Source organism: Actinomycetota bacterium (genome assembly GCA_035765775.1).
GTDB lineage: Bacteria > Actinomycetota > CADDZG01 > JAHWKV01 > JAOPZY01 > DASTWV01.
On record DASTWV010000053.1, the window covers coordinates 70,235 to 88,504 of the forward strand.

Annotated in this window: 18 protein-coding genes; 3 read left to right on the forward strand and 15 right to left on the reverse strand. The window is 70.7% G+C overall.

The window, feature by feature from the left end; genetic code table 11:
* Nucleotides 1-2: 2 nt before the first annotated feature.
* The 11 genes from VFW71_12075 to rimP all read right to left on the reverse strand — a co-directional run bounded on the left by VFW71_12075 (nucleotide 3) and on the right by rimP (nucleotide 10,661).
* Nucleotides 3-2,378 carry a polyribonucleotide nucleotidyltransferase gene (locus tag VFW71_12075; protein HEU5003497.1) on the reverse strand — a complete coding sequence of 792 codons (2,376 nt, stop codon included), beginning with the start codon at nucleotides 2,376-2,378 and terminating at the stop codon, nucleotides 3-5.
* Between the two features lie 319 nt (nucleotides 2,379-2,697).
* Entirely contained in the window at nucleotides 2,698-2,967 is a 270-nt protein-coding gene (gene rpsO, locus VFW71_12080; protein ID HEU5003498.1) for a 30S ribosomal protein S15, read from the reverse strand.
* A gap of 219 nt (nucleotides 2,968-3,186) precedes the next feature.
* Nucleotides 3,187-4,110: a bifunctional riboflavin kinase/FAD synthetase gene (locus tag VFW71_12085; protein HEU5003499.1), complete on the reverse strand. Its 924-nt coding sequence runs from the start codon at nucleotides 4,108-4,110 to the stop codon at nucleotides 3,187-3,189.
* A 2-nt stretch (nucleotides 4,111-4,112) separates the two neighbouring features.
* On the reverse strand, nucleotides 4,113-4,973 hold the full coding sequence (truB, locus tag VFW71_12090) for a tRNA pseudouridine(55) synthase TruB (protein HEU5003500.1): 861 nt from the start codon (nucleotides 4,971-4,973) through the stop codon (nucleotides 4,113-4,115).
* A gap of 20 nt (nucleotides 4,974-4,993) precedes the next feature.
* Nucleotides 4,994-5,977, reverse strand: a complete 984-nt coding sequence (locus VFW71_12095; protein HEU5003501.1) for a bifunctional oligoribonuclease/PAP phosphatase NrnA — start codon at nucleotides 5,975-5,977, stop codon at nucleotides 4,994-4,996.
* Entirely contained in the window at nucleotides 5,974-6,372 is a 399-nt protein-coding gene (gene rbfA / locus VFW71_12100) for a 30S ribosome-binding factor RbfA (GenBank protein HEU5003502.1), read from the reverse strand. Before rbfA ends, VFW71_12095 begins: the two co-directional genes overlap by 4 nt.
* The gene (locus tag VFW71_12105) at nucleotides 6,365-6,658 is read right to left on the reverse strand and encodes a DUF503 domain-containing protein (protein HEU5003503.1); all 294 of its coding nucleotides are present in this window, start codon (nucleotides 6,656-6,658) and stop codon (nucleotides 6,365-6,367) included. The genes rbfA and VFW71_12105 overlap by 8 nt, the downstream gene beginning before the upstream one ends.
* A gap of 49 nt (nucleotides 6,659-6,707) precedes the next feature.
* Nucleotides 6,708-8,717, reverse strand: a complete 2,010-nt coding sequence (gene infB, locus VFW71_12110; protein ID HEU5003504.1) for a translation initiation factor IF-2 — start codon at nucleotides 8,715-8,717, stop codon at nucleotides 6,708-6,710.
* A gap of 36 nt (nucleotides 8,718-8,753) precedes the next feature.
* Nucleotides 8,754-9,032, reverse strand: a complete 279-nt coding sequence (locus VFW71_12115) for a YlxR family protein (protein HEU5003505.1) — start codon at nucleotides 9,030-9,032, stop codon at nucleotides 8,754-8,756.
* A gap of 38 nt (nucleotides 9,033-9,070) precedes the next feature.
* Nucleotides 9,071-10,120, reverse strand: a complete 1,050-nt coding sequence (nusA, locus tag VFW71_12120) for a transcription termination factor NusA (protein ID HEU5003506.1) — start codon at nucleotides 10,118-10,120, stop codon at nucleotides 9,071-9,073.
* 34 nt (nucleotides 10,121-10,154) lie between these two features.
* Complete coding sequence (gene rimP, locus VFW71_12125; GenBank protein ID HEU5003507.1) at nucleotides 10,155-10,661, reverse strand: ribosome maturation factor RimP; 507 nt, start codon at nucleotides 10,659-10,661, stop codon at nucleotides 10,155-10,157.
* 204 nt (nucleotides 10,662-10,865) lie between these two features.
* Here rimP and VFW71_12130 point away from each other — a divergent pair, with 204 nt between their 5' ends.
* Entirely contained in the window at nucleotides 10,866-11,534 is a 669-nt protein-coding gene (locus VFW71_12130; GenBank protein ID HEU5003508.1) for a cyclase family protein, read from the forward strand.
* 180 nt (nucleotides 11,535-11,714) lie between these two features.
* Here the strand turns inward: VFW71_12130 and proS are convergent, their stop codons facing one another.
* Nucleotides 11,715-13,139, reverse strand: a complete 1,425-nt coding sequence (gene proS / locus VFW71_12135; GenBank protein HEU5003509.1) for a proline--tRNA ligase — start codon at nucleotides 13,137-13,139, stop codon at nucleotides 11,715-11,717.
* A gap of 108 nt (nucleotides 13,140-13,247) precedes the next feature.
* Between proS and VFW71_12140 the strand changes: the two genes are divergently transcribed.
* Nucleotides 13,248-13,670 (forward strand): YcxB family protein, encoded by a 423-nt coding sequence (locus tag VFW71_12140; protein HEU5003510.1) that lies wholly within the window; start codon nucleotides 13,248-13,250, stop codon nucleotides 13,668-13,670.
* On the opposite strand, the gene VFW71_12145 is transcribed toward VFW71_12140, so the two are convergent.
* The 3 genes from VFW71_12145 to uvrC form a co-directional block, all read right to left on the reverse strand.
* Nucleotides 13,667-14,182, reverse strand: coding sequence for a hypothetical protein (locus tag VFW71_12145; protein ID HEU5003511.1), 516 nt, complete (start codon nucleotides 14,180-14,182; stop codon nucleotides 13,667-13,669). The genes VFW71_12140 and VFW71_12145 overlap by 4 nt on opposite strands.
* A gap of 119 nt (nucleotides 14,183-14,301) precedes the next feature.
* Nucleotides 14,302-15,171 (reverse strand): RNase adapter RapZ, encoded by an 870-nt coding sequence (rapZ, locus tag VFW71_12150; protein ID HEU5003512.1) that lies wholly within the window; start codon nucleotides 15,169-15,171, stop codon nucleotides 14,302-14,304.
* On the reverse strand, nucleotides 15,171-17,084 hold the full coding sequence (gene uvrC / locus VFW71_12155; protein HEU5003513.1) for an excinuclease ABC subunit UvrC: 1,914 nt from the start codon (nucleotides 17,082-17,084) through the stop codon (nucleotides 15,171-15,173). Before uvrC ends, rapZ begins: the two co-directional genes overlap by 1 nt.
* 109 nt (nucleotides 17,085-17,193) lie before the next feature.
* On the opposite strand from uvrC, the gene VFW71_12160 reads away from it, so the two are divergent.
* Nucleotides 17,194-18,120, forward strand: a complete 927-nt coding sequence (locus tag VFW71_12160) for a hypothetical protein (GenBank protein HEU5003514.1) — start codon at nucleotides 17,194-17,196, stop codon at nucleotides 18,118-18,120.
* Nucleotides 18,121-18,270 lie beyond the last annotated feature (150 nt).

Genomic DNA, 18,270 nt, shown 5'->3' on the forward strand with positions numbered 1-18,270 from the left:
GGTTACTCGGGCCGGTCGGATGACGCCGGCCGGGGACCACGATCGCCGCCGCGCTCCCCACCCCGCTCGCCCCCGCGGTCACTCCGGCTGTCACGCCGGGGGCCTCGGCCCCGGTCGCCATAGCCCCCGCGGCCCCGGTCGCCACCCCGGTCGCCACCGCGGTCACGGCGCTCCCGGGCCTCGCCCTGCACGTAGTCCGGGCCCAACTCGGCCACCTTCGGGGGCAGCGTCACCGGCACCAGCGAGATCTTGCCCATCGGGTCGATATCGGTGACCTCCACCTCGAGCGCGTCGCCCTGGGCGATGACGTCCTCCACGTGGCGCAGGCGGATGCTGCCGCCCAGCTTGGAGATGTGCACCAGGCCGTCCTTGGTGGGGGTGAGCGATACGAAGGCGCCGAAGGGGGCGGTCTTGACCACGATGCCGTTGAAGCGCTCGCCGATCTGCGGCATGCGCGGGTTGGCCAGCTCCTCGATGCGCTTGCGGGCCTCGTCGGCGGCGTCGCCGCCCTTGGACCCGATGCGCACCGTGCCGTCGTCCTCGATGTCGATCTCGACACCGGTGGTGGCGATGATCTCGTTGATGCGCTTGCCCTTCGGGCCGATGACCTCGCCGATCTTGTCCACCGGGATGCTGAACGCAATGATCCGCGGGGCGTAGTCGGACATCTCCGAGCGGGGCTCGGGCAGGACCTCGGCGATCTTGTCGAGGATGAACAGGCGGGCCTCCCGGGCCTGCAGGAGGGCGGCGCTCAGCACCTCGGACGGGATGCCGCCGATCTTGGTGTCGAGCTGCAGCGCGGTGACCATCGTCCTGGTCCCCGCCACCTTGAAGTCCATGTCGCCGAAGGCGTCCTCGGCCCCCAGGATGTCGGTGAGGGTGACGAACCGGCCCCCCTCGCCGCCTTCGGAGATGAGGCCCATGGCGATGCCGGCCACCGGCTCGGCGATCGGCACCCCGGCGTCCATGAGCGACAGGGTGGACCCGCACACGCTGGCCATCGAGGTCGACCCGTTGGAGGACAGCACCTCGGAGACCACCCGGATGGCGTAGGGGAAGTCCATCTCGCTGGGGATCACGGGGAGCAGCGCCCGCTCGGCGAGCGCCCCGTGGCCGATCTCCCGGCGCTTGGGCCCCCGCATCGGTCCGGTCTCGCCGGTGGAGAAGGGCGGGAAGTTGTAGTGGTGCATGTAGCGCTTGGACACCTCGTTGCCGAGGTCGTCGATCTGCTGCTCCATGCGCAGCATGCCGAGGGTGACGATGGACAGCGCCTGGGTCTGCCCCCGGTTGAACAGGCCGGTGCCGTGCACGCGGGGCAGGACGCCGGCGTCGCAGCTGATCGGGCGGATCTCCGTGACCCCCCGGCCGTCGATGCGGATGCCGTCGTTCAGGATCCGTTCCCGGACACAGACCTTGGTCAGCTTGCGGAAGGCGGCGGCCACTTCCTTGCCCCGGTCGGGGAAGGTGTCCTCCAGACCGGCGGCCAGCTCGGCCCCCAGGTCGTCGAGGGCGCTCTCCCGGGCCAGCTTGTCCGGCTCCGCCAGGTGGGCCACGATCCGGGCCTTCCCGAGCTCGGCCACCTTGGCGTACAGGTCGGGGTCAGCAGGCTGGGCGACGATCCAGGTCTTGATGTTCTCCCGCTGGCCGGCGGCGGACACCAGCTCTTCCTGGAGGGCGATGGCCTCCAGGATCCAGGTCTTGGCGGCCTCCAGGCCCTCGGCGACCAGCTCCTCGGTCATCTCCGGGGCGCCCTCGTCCACCAGGTCCAGCGAGCGCTCGGTGGCGCCCGCCTCGACCATGAGGATGTCGGCCCCACCGTTCGGGTTGCGCCGGCCGGCCACCACGATCTCGAAGGTGGCGCCGTCGGCCTGCTCGTAGCTGGGGTTGGCCACCCACTGGCCCTCGATGTGGGCCAGACGCACCGCGCCGATCGGCCCCTCGAACGGGATGCCCGACAGCATCAGCGCCGCCGAGGCCGCGTTGATGGTCACGATGTCGTACGGGTTTTCCCCGTCGACGGTCATGACGGTGGCGACAATGTGCACCTCGTTGCGGAAGCCGTCCGGGAAGCACGGCCGCAGCGGGCGGTCGGTGAGCCGGCAGGTGAGGATGGCCTTCTCGCTCGGCCGGCTCTCCCGGCGGAAGAAGCCACCCGGGATCTTGCCGGCGGCGTACATGCGCTCCTCGACGTCGACGGTCAGAGGGAAGAAATCAACCCCCTCCCGGGCGCCCCGGGAGGCGGTGGCGGCCACCAGGACGGTGGTCTCGCCCACCTGCGCCAGGACGCAGCCGTCGGCCTGCTCGCCGAGGCGGCCGGTCTCGAAGCGGAAGACGGGCTCGCCGACCTTGCGCTCTACGGAATGGATCTGCTTACTCATTCGATGCCTCCCATGTGTTCCTGCAAACGGATGTGTTCCTGCAAACAACTCAACCGTTTGGTGCGATGGACGGGGAGGTCGCTGCGGGGTTGCCAGTTCTCAGTGGTGAGCGCTCCCGCGCTGTCCGCTGTGGAGCGCTCGCCACTGACAACTGGCACCGGTCACCGGCCGACCTCGTGCCTTCCCTTGGTTTCCGTTGGTTTCCGTTGGTTTCCGTGTACGACAACAAAGACCCGCTGATGGGGTCCACTCTCCGGGCTCCCGGCCTCCTTTCTGCCCAACTGCCCCGACCTCAGGGATCGGGGTGGCGCCGGCGTCGCTATCGGCGCAGGCCGAGTTTGGCGATCAGCGCCCGGTAGCGCTCGACGTCCTCCCGGCGGAGGTACTCGAGCAGGCGGCGGCGGCGCCCCACCATCTGCAGCAGCCCACGGCGGGACGCGTGGTCCCCCCGGAACTTCTTCAGATGTTCGGTGAGGTCGGCGATGCGCTGCGTCAGCATCGCCACCTGGACCTCGGGGGAGCCGGTGTCGCCCGTGGAGCGGGCGTGCTCGGCCATGATCTGGGTCTTGCGTGCGGTGTCAAGTGGCATATCGGCCATGCTACCAGCTTGCCCCGACCACGGTCCGCATCCCCCTGCTCCCCGGCCGTCCACCCCCCCATGCCAGCCCCGTCAAGCCATTCGTTGCCTAGCTGTGGGTTGTCTGTGAATGTTGCGGGGTGCTATCGGGGACTTCAGCACTCACGGACTTCAGAAAGCCCCGAGCCGGACAGGGTCGCCGGGCTCGAGCCCGCCGGCCAACGCCTACCGCTAGGAGACGCCAAGGAGACGCCGCACCTCGGCCACGTCGTGGTCGATCGCCGCGCTGAGCGCCTCGGCGTCCGGGAAGGCCTCCTCGGCCCGCAGCCAGGCGGCGAACTCGATGCCTCCCTCCTCGCCGTACAGGTCGCCCTCGAAGTCCAGGGCGTAGGCCTCCAAAGAGATCGGGTTGTCGCCGAAGGTGGGGTTGGTGCCCACGCTGATGGCGCTCACCAGGCGCTGCCCCTCCACCAGCAGATGGCCGGCATAGATGCCCAGGCCGGGCAGGCAGAAGCCTTCCGGTGGCTCGATGTTGGCGGTCGGGAACCCGAGCGAGACCCCCCGGCCCTTGCCCCGCACGATCCGGCCGGGCACCAGGTGGGGCCGGCCGAGGGCTTTGGCCGCCCAGGCAACATCGCACTCCCGGATGGCCGTGCGGATCTCGGTGGAAGACAGGCGGCGGCCCTCGAGCTCGCCCACCGTCACCGTCTCGACGCTGAACCCCGCCGCCTCGCCGAGCGAGGCCAGCATCGCCACGTCCCCCCGGGCTTTGTGGCCGAAGCGGAAGTTGGACCCGACGACGATCGCCCGGACCCCCAGCCGGCCGGCGAGCACGTCGCGCCCGAAGTCCTCCGGCTCCACCAGCGACAGCTCCCGGTCGAAGGGCAGCACGACCACCCGCTCGATCCCGGCCTCGGCGAGCAGCGCCATCCGCCGGTCGAAGGTGGACAGCGCCAGCGGGGCGTGGCCCCGGAGCACCGCCTGGGGGTGGGGATCGAAGGTCAGCACGGTCGGCGCCGCCCCCGTGGCGGCCGCCAGCTCCAGCAGGCGGCCGAGGATGGCCCGGTGGCCCCGGTGCACACCGTCGAAGTTCCCGATGGTGAGGGCGACGCCCGAGGGATCCGGACCGCCGTGGAGCGCGTGGACGACCTGCATCGCTAGACCAGCACCGCCTCGGGCTGCAGCCCGCCGCCGACGCGGCGGTAGACGGCCACGACCGCGCCCGACTCGTCGGCGATCACCACCGCATCACCTTCGCCGGCCCCGGGCGCGGCCACCTCGGGGAGCGCCCGCCCGTGCGTCACGCCCGCCAACTCGTCGCCCGCGACCCGAACGGAGGGCAGGTCACGCAGTGCGGCCGCCATCGGGAGCACGTGCGCCTCCCGCTCCGGGGCTCCGGCCTCCTCCAGCGTGCGCAGTGGCACCCCGTCGCCCAGCGACCCGATCGACTCCCGCCGCAGGCTCCTCAGGTGCGCCCCGCACCCGAGGGCCTCGCCCAGATCCGCCGCCAGGGTGCGCACGTAGGTGCCGCTCGAGCAGCGCACCACCACGGTGGCTTCCCAAACCGCAGCATCGAAGGACTCGACCGAGAACTCGTACACCGTCACGGGCCGCGCCGGCCGCTCGACCTCCTCGCCCCGGCGGGCGGCCTTGTACAGGCGCTCGCCTCCCACCCGGACCGCCGAGACCATCGGGGGGACCTGCAGGATGTCCCCGGTCAGGTCCGCCAGCGCACCGTCCAGCGCCGCCCGGTCGAAGGCACACGGCCGCTCGGCTACCACGTCGCCCGTGGCGTCCTGGGTGGTGGTGGTGGTGCCGAACCGGATCACCGCCCGGTAGGTCTTGGGGAGCGCCTGCAGGAACGAAAGGACCCGCGTCGCCCGGCCCAGGCCCACCAGCAGGATCCCGGTGGCGGGCGGGTCGAGCGTGCCGGCGTGGCCTACGCGCTTCAGGGCGTAGAGCCGCCGGATGCGGTTGACCACGTCATGCGACGTCGGCCCAGCCGGCTTGTCGATCACCAGCACCCCGTCAGGCGGCACTACGCCCCGGAGTCCGCAGCCGCGGTCCCCAGTGCGGTGCGGATGGCCTGGATCGTCTGCTCGACGTTGCCCGGGGCGGGGAACCCGGCCGCTCGGGCGTGCCCGCCACCCCCGAAGGAAGCGGCAATGGTCGCCACGTCAACGCTGGACCGGGACCGCATCGACACCTTGTAGCGGCCCTGCTCGGTCTCCTTCATGAGGACGGCGACCTCCGCCTCCCGGACCGCCCGCAACAGGTTGATCATGTCCTCCGCCTCGTCCAGGCGGGTCCCGTTCAGGTCCCGGAGGTCCAGCCAGCTCCAAATCAGGCCAGGGGGACCGGGCTCCAGCCGGGCCCGGGCCAGCACGAGGCCCAGGGTGTGCAGGTAGCCGAACGGTGCCGACTCGAAGACCTCATTGGACACCCGGGCGTGGTCGACCCCCAGCTCGCGCAGCTCGGCGGCCACCCGCAGGGTCTCGGGGGTGGTGTTGGAGTACTGGAACCGGCCGGTGTCGGTGACGATCCCGGTGTAGAAGGCGGTGGCCTCCTCGGCAGTGGGCACCCCGCCCATGCGGCGCACCAGCTCGTAGGTCAGCTCGGCGGAGGCCGACGCCAGCGGCTCCACCAGGTTGATGTCGCCGAAGCCGTCGTTGGTGGCGTGGTGGTCGAGGTCGATCCGGGTGCCCGCGGCGGCGAACACCGGCTCGAGGGTTTCCAAGCGGCCCAGGGCGGCACAGTCCACCGCCAGGAAGACCTCGGGCTCCGCCGGCGGTGCTGATCCGATCCCGGCCAGTCCGGGCAGGAAGGCGTACTGCGGCGGGACCCGCAGCGCGGTGCTCCCCCATCCCATCCACACCTGCTTGCCCAGACGCTGCAGGTAGAGGCCGATGCCCAGCATGGAGCCCAGGGCATCGCCGTCGGGGAACACGTGGCAGGCCACCGCCACCTGCTGGGCACCGCCCAGGACTGCGACGGCCTTGTCCCACGCGGCTTCGTCGATCATTCGCTCTCCCCCTCTGGGTCCGCTTCCGCTTCTGGTACCGCCGGCGCCTTCGACACCCCGGCCTCCCGGAGGAGCGTCTCGATCCGCTCACCGTAGGCGGCGGTGGTGTCCTCGATGATCTCGAGGACAGGCAGGAACTTCAGCCGCACCTCCTGGCCCAGCGTCGAGCGCAGGCGGGGCGCAGCATGCCGGATCGCCTCCAGGGACGCCTCCCGGGCTTCGTCGCTGCCCAGCACGCTGACGTACACCCGGGCCTGGCGCAGGTCGGGCGACATCTTCACCGAGGTCACGGTGGCGAAGCCCACCCGCGGATCGCGCAAGGACAGCAGCGCCTCGCTCAGCACCTCCCGGGCGAGCCGCTCCACGCGCTCGGCGCGGGGGTAGGTCTTAGGCATCGGGCGTCACCACCTCGACGGTGGCGTCCAGCACCTCGATGGCGTACTGGTTGCGCACGAAGCGTTCGATCTCCATCAGCTGCTTGCGGGCGTGAAACGACGACTCCGAGACGCACGACACGCCGATGGCGCCCCGCTGGCGCAGGTCCTGGTAGTCCACCTCGGCGATCGAGGCGTTGAACTTCGCACGCAGCCCTCCCACGATGTGGCGCACCACCTGGCGCTTGTCCTTCAGCGACGTCGACCCCGGTACCAGGAAGTCATACCGGCCGATCCCGACGAACATTACACGAACCGGGGGGCGTCAGCCCCGCAGCACCGACCTAGTGGCCCGCCTAGTCACGCGGCAGCTCCCGGACCTCGAAGGCCTCGATGACGTCGTCCTCTTTCAGGTCGTTGTAGCCCTCCAGCGTGATGCCGCACTCGAAGCCGGCGGCCACCTCGCGGGCATCCTCCTTGAAGCGGCGCAGCGTGCCGATCCGGCCCGTGTACACCACGACGCCGCTGCGCAGCAGCCGCGCCCGGGCACCCCGGAGGATCTTGCCCTCGGTGACGTAGCAGCCGGCGACCACCGCCCTCGGGATCCGGAACAGCGCCCGCACCTGGGCCGAGCCCAGCACGACCTCCTGCTCCTCGGGCGCCAGGAGGCCCTTGAGGGCGCCACCGATGTCGTCCAGCAGCTGGTAAATGATCTGGTAGGTGCGCACATCGACGCCCTCCCGCTCGGCGAGCTGGCGGGCGCCGGCGTCGGGGCGCACCCCGAAGCCGACCACGACCGCGTCGGACGCCTGGGCCAGCGTGATGTCGCTCTCGCCGATGGCCCCGACCCCCCGCCGCAGGACGTTGATCCGCACGTTGTCCCGGTTGAGCTTGGCCAGCGACTCGATGAGCGCCTCCAGGGAACCCTGGCTGTCCGCCTTCACGATCAGGCGCAGCTCGGGCAGCTCCCCGGTGCGGGTCTTGGAGAGCAGATCCTCCAGAGTGGCGGGCTTTGCCCCGGCCACGTAGTCGGCCTGGCGCTGGCGGGCCTCCCGCTCCTGGGCGAGGCGCTTGGCCTCCCGCTCGTCCTTGACCACGAAGAACTCGTCGCCCGCCGCCGGCAGCCGCGACCAGCCGCTCACCTGCACCGGCTGGGCGGGTGTGGCCTTCTTCATCTGGTGGCCGAACTCGTCCAGCATGGTGCGCACCTTGGCCCAGGCGGCGCCGCACACCACCGGCTGGCCGGGCCGCAGCGTGCCCCGCTGCACGATGAGCGTGGCCACCGGTCCCCGGCCCCGGTCCAGGTGGGCCTCGATGGCGTGGCCCCGGGCGGGGGCCTTGGTGCTCGCCTTCAGCTCCTGCAGGTCGGCCACGTAGTGGACCATCTCCAGCAGGCCGTCCAGGTTCTTGTCCTCCTTCGCCGAGACGTCGACGAAGGGGGTGTCGCCGCCCCACTCCTCGGGCGTGAGGCCCAGCTCGGAGAGCTGCTGGCGCACCCGGTCGGGGTTGGCATCGGGCCGGTCGATCTTGTTGACCGCCACCACGATGGGGACCTGGGCGGCCTTGGCGTGGTCCAGCGCCTCGATGGTCTGGGGCTGGACCCCGTCGTCGGCGGCGACCACGAGGATGGCGATGTCCGTGACCTGGGCCCCCCGGGCGCGCATCTGGGTGAATGCCTCGTGGCCCGGGGTGTCGATGAAGGTGGTGGTGCGGTCGGGGGCGTGCACCTGGTAGGCACCGATGGCCTGCGTGATGCCGCCCGCCTCCAGCGACAGCATCTCCTTCTTGCGGAACTGCTGCAGGATCGAGCTCTTGCCGTGGTCGACGTGGCCCATGACCGTGACGACCGGCGGGCGGCTCTCCTCGACGTCCCCGGCGGCAACCGGCTGGTCGGTGATGGCCTCGGCCTCGATCGACTCCTCCTCCTGGACCGAGACGATCTTGATCTGCAGGCCCATCTCGTGGGCGAGGATCTCGACCTCGTCGTCGGTCAGTGACTGGGTGATGGTCTTCATCTCGCCGAGGGCCATCAGCTGCTTGATCACCTCGGCGGGCGGCCGGCCGATCTTCTGGGCGAAGTCGGTGACGGTGACGCCGTGGGGCACCACGATGGCGTCGGCCGCCGGCTCCGTGTCCGGGGGCGCGGCGGCGTCCGGCGCGGGATCCGCCGCGGTGGCGGAGGCCGGTGCGGGCTCGGTGCCGGAGCCGGCTGCCGTATCCCCGTTCAGGGCGCCACGCAGCTTGTCGGCCACGTCCTCTTCTATGGTCGACGACGCGCTGGCCACCTCGTGGCCGAGGGACGCCAGCATTTCCATGGCGTCCTTGGACGGCACGCCGAGCTCCTTCGCCAGTTGGTGCACTCTCATCTTTGGCATGTACGCATGTTCCCCTGTAGGCGTTCCCTACGATACTCCACGGCCTATTCCCACAACCCTCCGCAGACGCTGAGCCGACGCCGCCGGTATGTCCACCCGGAGCACCCGGCTGAGGCCGCCCTTGCGCAGCGCCCGGTCGAGGCACGCCGGGTCGGGGCACGTGTAGGCCCCCCGGCCCGGAGCCCGCTGGGCGGCGTCCGGCTCGACAGCCCCCTCGGGGGTGCGGACGAACCGCAGCAGCTCCCCCTTGGGCCGGCGAACCCGGCACCCGGCGCACTGCCGGATCGGCCCCCCCGTCCCGCGCACCCTCCTCCGCTCCTTTATCCGGCTACGCGTCTACCTGGCTACGCTCCTTTATCCGGCTTCGCTCCCGCCGGCGCCGGCTGGCGCCGGGCCTGCTCGGAGGCCAGCTGGCTTTCGCTCTTGATGTCGATCCGCCACCCGGTCAGCCGGGCCGCCAACCGGGCATTCTGGCCCTCCTTGCCGATGGCGAGGGAGAGCTGGAAGTCCGGGACGATGACCTCGGCGGTCTGCGTGTCGGCGTCGATGCGCACCTCTTTGACCTTGGCGGGCGACAGGGCGTTGGACACGAACCGGCCCGGGTCCTCGGCCCACGGGATGATGTCCACCTTCTCGCCCCGCAGCTCGTTGACCACCATGCGCACGCGGGAGCCCTTGGGCCCGACGCAGGCGCCCACCGGGTCCACGTTGGAGTCGGTGGAGGTGACGGCGATCTTGGAGCGGTGCCCGGCCTCCCGGGCCACCTGCTTGATCTCGACGATCTCGTCGACGATCTCCGGCACCTCCAGCTCGAACAGCTTCTTGATGAGGTTGGGGTGGGTGCGCGAGCAGATGATCTGCGGCCCCCGGGGCGAGCGCCGCACCTCGACGATGTAGGCCTTCATCCGGGACCCGTGGTCGTAGCGCTCGCCCGCCACCTGCTCCGCCTGGGGCAGGAGGGCCTCGACGCCCTTGCCGAGGTCGAGCAGCACGTAGCGGGGATCGGCCTGCTGGACGATAGCGGTGACGATGTCGCCCTCACGGCCGGAGTACTCGCCGTAGGTGATCTCCCGCTCCGCCTCCCGGATGCGCTGCAGGATCACCTGCTTGGCGGTCTGCGCGGCGATGCGGCCGAAGTCGGCCGGGGTCTCCTCGGGCCACTCCCGCACGACTTTGATCTCGCCGGTCTCCTCGTTCTCCTCGGTCTCCTGGGCGTAGACGGTGACATCGCCCGTGACCCGGTCGATGGCGACCCGCGCCTCGTCGCCCGCGGCGATCGGGGACCGCTTGTAGGCAGCGGCGAGGGCCTGCTCGAGGGCCGTGATGACGCTCTCGAAGGAGATCCCCTTCTCCCGCTCTACCAGGTGGATGGCATCAAGTTCAATTGGATTCATCGTCTCCCCCGCCTCTTCTTCCTCTTAGACACCCTCACGCCCGACCCTTCAGTTCGGCGGCCCAGTCCGCCACCAGTCGAGCCTTGGCAACCGCCACAAATGGGATCTCCACCACCTCCGCCGGGGAGGTCCGGCCCTCCACGGCATCCAGGAGGAAGGACTCCTCGCCCGCCGACCGGATGGACCCGGTAAAGGCCCGCTGCCCCTCGATGGGCTCCGCCACCTTCACTTTCGCCCGCCGGCCCTGGAACCGGCGGTAGTCGGCGGGCTTGACGAGAGGACGTTCGATCCCCGCCGACGCCACCTCGAGCGTGTAGCGCCCGGGGATGGGATCGGTATCGTCGAGGGCCTGGGAGACCTCCTCGGAGATCTCCGCCAGCTCGTCGAGGGACACCGCAGCGTCGATGCGGTCGACCGTCAGCCGCAGGGTCTGGCCCACCGGCTCCCGGCCGAGGGTCAGGGTGACCAACTCGACCCCCCGGGTGGCGAGGATGGTTTCGCAGGTGGCACGGACCGCGTCGGCAACCTCCGGCCGGGACATGCTCACCTCCTCGTCGCTGTTGTCGAAACGCTCTGCGCGGTCTCCTGCAAAAAAAGAAGTGGGCAGAGCCCACTCTCCGGCTACGTAACGCTGCAACGCCCCGACGTCTCGGCCGAGGTCGCCGTTTCGATTTCGAGTATACGGCGGGCCCCCGGGTACTGCCACCCACTTTGGCCCGTCCGGTCTCCTTGTACGCTCGGGCCCATGAACCACCAACCGGGCACGGCAGTATGGGACATCTCGCTCCCGATCCGGCCCGGTATGGCGATGTGGCCCGGCGACCCGGCGCCCTCTGTCACCCCCGCCTACCGCATCGCTGCGGGCGACGGGGCGAACGTCTCCCGGCTGGTGCTGAGCAGCCACACCGGGACCCACATCGACCCGCCGTGCCACGTCATCGAGGGGGCCCCCTCGGTCGACCAGCTCCCCCTGGCGGCCCTGATGGGCGAGGCTGTGGTGGTGTGGGTGGACCGGTCCTCGGGGACCATCGACCCCGCCGACCTGGAAGGCGCCGGGCTGGAGGGGGCCGAGCGGGTGCTGTTCAAGACCGGGAACTCCGCCCGCTGGGCATCAGGGGACGTGTGGCCGGACTACGTCGCGCTCTCCGCCGGGGCGGCGGCCTGGCTGGTGGGGCGGGGCGTCCGCCTGGTGGGGATCGACGCCCTGTCCATCGAGGCGCCGGGCGAGGTCCCGGGATCGGGGGCCGCCGGGCTCCCCGCCCACCGGACCCTGCTGGAGGCGGGCGTGGTGATCGTGGAAGGGCTGGACCTGTCGGCGGTGGCGCCCGGGCGGTACCAGCTGGTGTGCCTGCCGCTCCGGATCGAGGGCGGCGACGGGGGCCCCGCCCGGGCGGTGCTGCTGCCACCCATCTGAGTTCAGTTAGACGTCTAGGTACGCAACAAAAGCCGTGCCCAGCACGGCTTTTGTGCCCCACCTCCCCAGGTCAACGTGACGCACCTCAACGTCAGGGACCGGCGGCGGGCCGAGGATGGCGTCCAGCGCCCGGCCAAGCGCTGGCGAGGTATCGCGGTGGTTCCCTGACGAGGCTCCCTCTCAGTAGGCCTGGGCCCAGGTCGCCCACTCGGTGGCGGGCTCGCCGCACACGATGCATGCGCCGTCCACTGGCTCCGGGTCGAGCGTCAGCGTGCGGATGGTGGCCTTGGTCTCGGCCTTCACCTTCGCCTCGCACGCCGGGCTGCCGCACCAGTAGCCCTCGACGAAGCCCCCCGGATCGGCGATGAGCGCCTGCATCTCGGCGTAGCTCCCCGGGCGGAAGGTGCGCGCCTCCCGGAAGGCCGCCGCCTGGGAGAACAGCTCGGCCTGGATGTCATCCAGCAGCCCGGGGATGCGCTCGGTGAGCGACCCGAGGGGCACCGTGGACTTCTCCCGCAGATCCCGGCGGTACAGCACCGCCTGCCCGCCGGCGAGATCCCGGGGGCCGAGCTCCACCCGCACCGGGACGCCCTTCAGCTCCCACTCGTTGAACTTGAACCCCGGGCGGTGGTCCCGGTCGTCGAGCCGCACCCGGACGCCCGCCGTCTTCAGCCCCTCCTCGATCGTCCGGGCGGCCGACAGCACCATCTCGCGGTCGTCGTCTCGGTAGATCGGCACGATCACCACTTGGATGGGGGCCAGGGCGGGCGGCAGGCGCAGCCCGGCATCGTCGCCGTGGGCCATGATGAGCGCCCCCACGAGGCGGGTCGAGACGCCCCAGGACGAGGCCCAGGCGTACTCCTCGCGGCCCTCCCGGCCGAGGAACTTCACGTCGTAGGCCTTGGCGAAGTTCTGCCCCAGGTAGTGCGACGTCCCCGCCTGGAGCGCCCGGCCGTCGCGCATGAGCCCCTCCATCGTGAAGGTCTCGACGGCGCCCGCGAAACGCTCCGCCGGGCTCTTGCGCCCCAGGCGCACCGGCATCGCCAGCTCGCCCTCGGCGGTGGCCCGGTAGACGTCGGCCAGGATCATGCGGGCCTCCGCCATCGCCTCCTGGGAGGTCTCGTGGGCGGTGTGGCCCTCCTGCCAGAGGAACTCCGTCGTCCGGAGGAATACCCGGGGGCGCAGCTCCCAGCGCACCACATTCGCCCACTGGTTGTAGAGCAGCGGCAGGTCCCGGTAGCTCTGCAGCCACCGGGAGTAGGTGTCCCAGATGATGGTCTCCGAGGTCGGCCGCACGACGACCGGCTCCTCGAGCTTCTCGCCGCCGGCGTGGGTGACCACCGCCACCTCGGGGGCGAAGCCCTCGACGTGCTCCGCCTCCTTCTCCAGCAGCTTGGCGGGGATGAAGAGCGGGAAGTAGACGTTCTCGTGGCCGGTCGCCTTGATGCGCTGGTCGACGGCCGCCTGGATGCGCTCCCAGATCGCGAAGCCGTAGGGCCGGATGACCATCGTCCCCCGCACGAGCGAGGACTCGGCCAGTTCCGCGCCCTTCACCACGGCCTGGTACCAGGCGGGGAAGTCCTCGGACTGCTTGGGGAGCGCCACGGGCCGAGAGTGTACCGGGCCGCTTCAGCCGCCCAACCGGCATGCCGATATAGAACGGGGAGGGAGAAGATCGTGACTGGGGAACCAATTGTTGTGGAGGGCGCTCTTATGCCCGAAGACTTCCTCCGTCACGCGCACCGCCGGATGCGGGTCGCCTACGCGCTGTTTTTCCTGTGGGCTGCGCTGTCGGTGGTGGACGGCTTCCTCCACGGCGGGGACTGGTTCGTCGTCGCGGCGTGCGTCGCCCTGGTCCTCGGCAGCATCGAGGTCCGGCTGCAGCGCTCCAGCCGCCGCCATCCCCAGCTCGGCCAGGTCTGGATGGAGCTCTCGGACGATGGCGTCACCGCGGTGACGCCCCAGCTGTCGAGCCGGCAGGCGTGGCAGTACTTCAAGAGCTACCGGGAGACGCCGAGCGCTTTCCTGCTGCGCACGCGGGTGAGCTGCCAGATCCTCCCCAAGCATTTCTTCCGGGACCCGGTCCAGGTGGCGGCCGCCCGAACCCTGCTGGCCCAGCACCTCTCCGCTCGCTAGCCGCCTCCCTCCGCCAGCAGCAGGCGGCCGATGCTCACCCACCAGATCGGTCCCAGCACCACCGACGCCAGGCCCCCGGTCACCAGGACGAGCGCCGTGGACCCGATCGAGTCGGCGATGAAGAGGAGCACCATGTCGATGCCCAGAACGACGCCGAGCGTCCCCAGGCGCGGCCGGCCCGGCCGCAGGGCAGCGCCGAAGATCAGGGCGGCAAGCCCGGCCAGGCCGAAAGTGGCCAGCCCGCCCGGGTCCACCGCCGAGGGCAGCTTCTGGCCGATGACGATCGCCGCGTGGGTGGCGGCGCCGGCACCCTGGTAGAGCTGGGCCAGCCGGTCGGTCCCCACCAGCGAGGACAGCCCGTGCGTCGCCGTGGCGACGCCGCTCACCACGGCGATCACCGCCGCCCAGGTCACCGCGCTCGCCGCCGACGGCAGCAACCGGGCACGCAGGGCGATGGCCGGCAGCCCGACGATGATCCCCGAGACCAGGAGGCATACCGCCGCAATCCGCATGCCCTGCGGGTGGGCGTTCCTTCGACAGGCTGGCGGGCGGGTGCGCCTTCGGCGTGGCGCTCCTGTCCCTCGTGTATGCCGGTCGCCCACTCGGCCCCCCACCCGGCTTGTGGGCGAGCCTACTCCCGGTCGATGTCCCGGTGCACCACCGTGCAGGGGTATCCCTTCTCCTGCAGGAAGCGGGTGACCTCGTCGGCAATGACCACCGAGCGGTGCTTGCCCCCGGTGCACCCGACGGCGAAGGTCAGGTAGTGGCGGCCCTCGGCCACGTACCCGGGCAGCAGGAACTCCAGCATGTCGCGCAGCCGGGTGAGGAACTCCTTGGCCCCCTCCTGCTCCAGGACGTAGCCCCGCACCCGGCGGTTGCGGCCGGTCAGCGGGCGGAGCTCCTCGATCCAGTGCGGGTTGGGCAGGAACCGCACGTCGAAGACCAGGTCGGCGTCCAGCGGGATGCCGTGCTTGTAGCCGAACGAGATGACGTTGACCGCGATCCCCGCCCGCGGGGCGGTGTCGACGAAGAACGACCGGATCTTGTCCCGCAGGGCGTGGACGTTGACCTCGGTGGTGTCGATCACCAGGTCGGCCTTCTCCCGGAGCACCGCCATGAGCGCCCGCTCCTCGTGGATGCCCTCGATGACCCGGTCGTTCAGGGCCAGCGGGTGACGCCGCCGGGTGGCTTCGAAGCGCCGGACGATGGTTTGGTCGGAGGCCTCGAGGAACAGGATCCGGTACGGGATCCCCCGCTCCCGGAGCTGGGCGAGCGCCTTCTCGAGGTCGGGGAAGAACTCGCCGCCCCGCACGTCCACCACCAGGGCGACGTCCTTCACCTTGACCCCGGGCCCGGAGACCAGGCTGGCCATGCGTTCGATGAGGGCGGGGGGCAGGTTGTCGATGACGAAGTAGCCCAGGTCCTCCAGGTTCTTCGCCGCCTCGGAGCGCCCGGCCCCCGAGAGCCCGGTGATGATCGTGAAGCGCGGCCGGTCGGCCATCAGCCCGCCTCCTCGAAGGCCATCCCGTGCAGGGCCGTGTAGATCTTCTTCGCCAGGGCCCGGCCGATGCCGTGCACCAGGGCGATGTCGTCCGGGGTGGCGGCCAGCAGGCCCTTCATCGACCCGAAGTGGCGGATCAGGGCCTTGCGCCGGACGTCCCCGACCCCGGCCAGCCCGTCGAGCAGGCTGGACGTCAGCCGCTTCCCCCGCTGGGTGCGCTGGAAGCCGACGGCGAAGCGGTGGGCCTCGTCCCGCACCCGCTGCAGCAGGTAGAGCGCCTCCGAGGTGCGGGGGATCACCCGGGGCTCGGCCTCGCCCGGGCGGTAGACCTCCTCGTAGCGCTTGGCTAGGGAGGCCACCGGGATGTCCTCCAGCCCCAGCCCCTGGAGGACCTCGACCGCCCGGTTGAGCTGGCCCTTGCCCCCGTCGATCAGCACCAGGCTGGGCCGGTAGGAGAACCGGGTGTGGCGGTCCACCTCCTTGCCCGCCTCCTCGAGGTACCGGGTGAACCGTCGGCGGATCACCTCGCCCATCGAGGCGAAGTCGTCCTGGGTCCCGTGCGGGCCGCCGACCGAGCGGATCTTGAACTTGCGGTAGTCCGACTTCTTCGGCAGGGCGTCCTCGAAGACCACCATCGACGCCACCACGTCGGTGGCGCCCAGGTTCGAGATGTCGTAGCACTCGATGCGCAGCGGGGCTTCTTCCAGGCCGAGGTGGTCCTGCAGCTCGTTCAACGCCCGGGAGCGGGCGGCGAAGTCGGCCGACCGCTTCAGCCGGCTCTGCAGGAAGGCCTCCCGGGAGTTCTCCTCGACGGTGGCCAGCAGCTTGCGCTTGGCCCCCCGCTCGGGCACCCGGAGCGCCACTTTGGTCTTGCGGGCGGTGCGGGTGCTCAGCCACTGCTGCAGGACGGCCTGGTCCGCCGGCATCGCCTGCACCAGGATCTCCTTCGGCACCTCCTGGTCCTCGCCATAGAGGTCCTCGAGGAAGGAGGCGATCAGCTCCTCGGGGGTCATCTCCTCCACCCGGTCCACGATGAACCCCTTCCGCCCGGTGACCCGGCCCCGGCGCACGAAGAACACCTGGAAGGCGGCCTCCAACTCGTCGCCCGAGAAGGCGATGGCGTCGAAATCCTCCGGGCGTTCGGTCACCATCTGCTGGCGCTCGATCACCTTGCGCACGGCGGCCAGCTGGTCCCGGATGCGGGCTGCCTGCTCGAACTCGAGGGCCTGGGCCGCCGCCGTCATGCGGTCCTGCAGCTCCTTCAACACCGGCTCGTACGCCCCGTCCATGAATGCGCAGAAGTCCTCGATCAGCTGGCGGTGCTCCTCGGGCGTCACGGCCCCGACGCACGGCCCGGAACACCGGCCGATGTCGTACAGGAGGCAAGCCCGGTTCGCCCGCCGGGCCCGGTCGAACACCCCCGGCCGGCAGGAGCGGATCGGGAAGACCCGGAGCAGGAGGTCGAGGGTGTCCCGGATGGCGTAGGCGTGCACGAACGGCCCGTAGTAGCGCACCCCCTTGCGCTTCTTGCCCCGCAGCACCAGGGCCCGGGGGATCGTCTCGTCCAGCGTCACCGCCAGGTACGGGTAGGACTTGTCGTCCCGGTAGCGGACGTTGAACCGGGGCCGGTGCTTCTTGATGAGGGTGACCTCGAGCTGGAGGGCCTCCACCTCGTTGGCGGTGACGATCCACTCCACCCGCACTGCCTCGCTGATCATGCGCATCGTGCGGGGGTGGAGCCCGGTGGTGAAGTAGTTGGGGATCCGCCCCCGGAGGCTTTTGGCCTTGCCGACGTAGATCACCCGGTCCTGGGCGTCCCGGTACAGGTAGACGCCGCTGGACTCGGGGATGTCGGCGTTGCGGGGCCGCCAGGCAGGTCCTTGGGGAAGAGCAGGGGCGAGTTCGAGGGCCATGGGCTCATTGTAGGAGCAGGCCAGCCCGGGCCCGAGGCAGCAGATGGTACATTCTGCTATGCTCTTAGCTATGGAAGTGTGGCGACATGTGGCAAAGTGCCAACACCACGTGATCAGCCGCGCGCAGCTCATCGAGTCCAATGTCCGCCCGTCGGGTGTGCGGCATCTCCTCCGGACCGGGGAGCTAGAGCGCATCCTTCCGGATGTCTACCGGATCCCCGGTACCGCGGATACCTGGCATCAGCGGCTTTCCGCCGCCTGCCTCTGGGGCGGGCCGGGCACGGTGGCCTCGTACCGGTCTGCCGCCGTGCGGCACACGTTGGACGGCTTCGAGGCAGGCCCGATCGAGATCTCCGTCCCCAAGCAGCGCCAGCACGGCGGGAGGAAGTTCAAGGTCCACCGGGTGCTGGTTGACCCCAAGCAGACGACGGCCGAGGACGGGATTCCCGTCACCAACGCCCACCGGACGCTGCGCGACCTGCTGCCCACGCTCCCCCCGGCGCGGGCCGAGCGCGTCCTGGACGGCGCCCTGCGGAAGGGGTTGGTGTCGTTGGCGTCGCTCAAGCGGCTGGTGGACGCCGACGGCGGCATGGGCCATCGGGGCGTGCGGGCCATGCGCGCCCTGGTCAACGCCCGGGATCCGGAGTACCAGCCGTCCGCCTCCGAGCTGCAAACCCGCACCCGCCAGTGGCTGGTGGCGGCGGGCCTCGATTGGTTCGTCGAGGAGCAAGACATCTATGACGACGACGGGAACTGGCTGGCGCGGCCGGACTGCCCTTTCCTGGACGAGAAGGTGGGCGTCGAGGCAGTCGGGCGCAAGTACCACACCGGGAAAGAGGACTTCGAGAACGACGCCGCCCGGCGCAGCCGGCTCGCCTCCAACGAGTGGCTGCTGTTCGAAGTCACCTGGCGCGACTTCGTGGAGCCCGAGCGCGGAGCGCAGCGCCTCAGCGAGATCCGCCGAGCCCTCGACCTGCGCAAACCCATGGCCGCCGCGGCAGCCGCCCGGCGCCGCGAGCAGTCTGTGAGTGTTTAGGGGTGCTATACAGGCCGTCGCAGAATCACGCGCCATGGAGCGGGCTTCACCCCTCGATGGGTCACATCCGGAGGCTCCTAGGCCGCCACAAGGACATCCCGCCGGAGGATGTTTCTGCGCCCGGTCCCGTGCAAGACGCGCCTGAGCGAG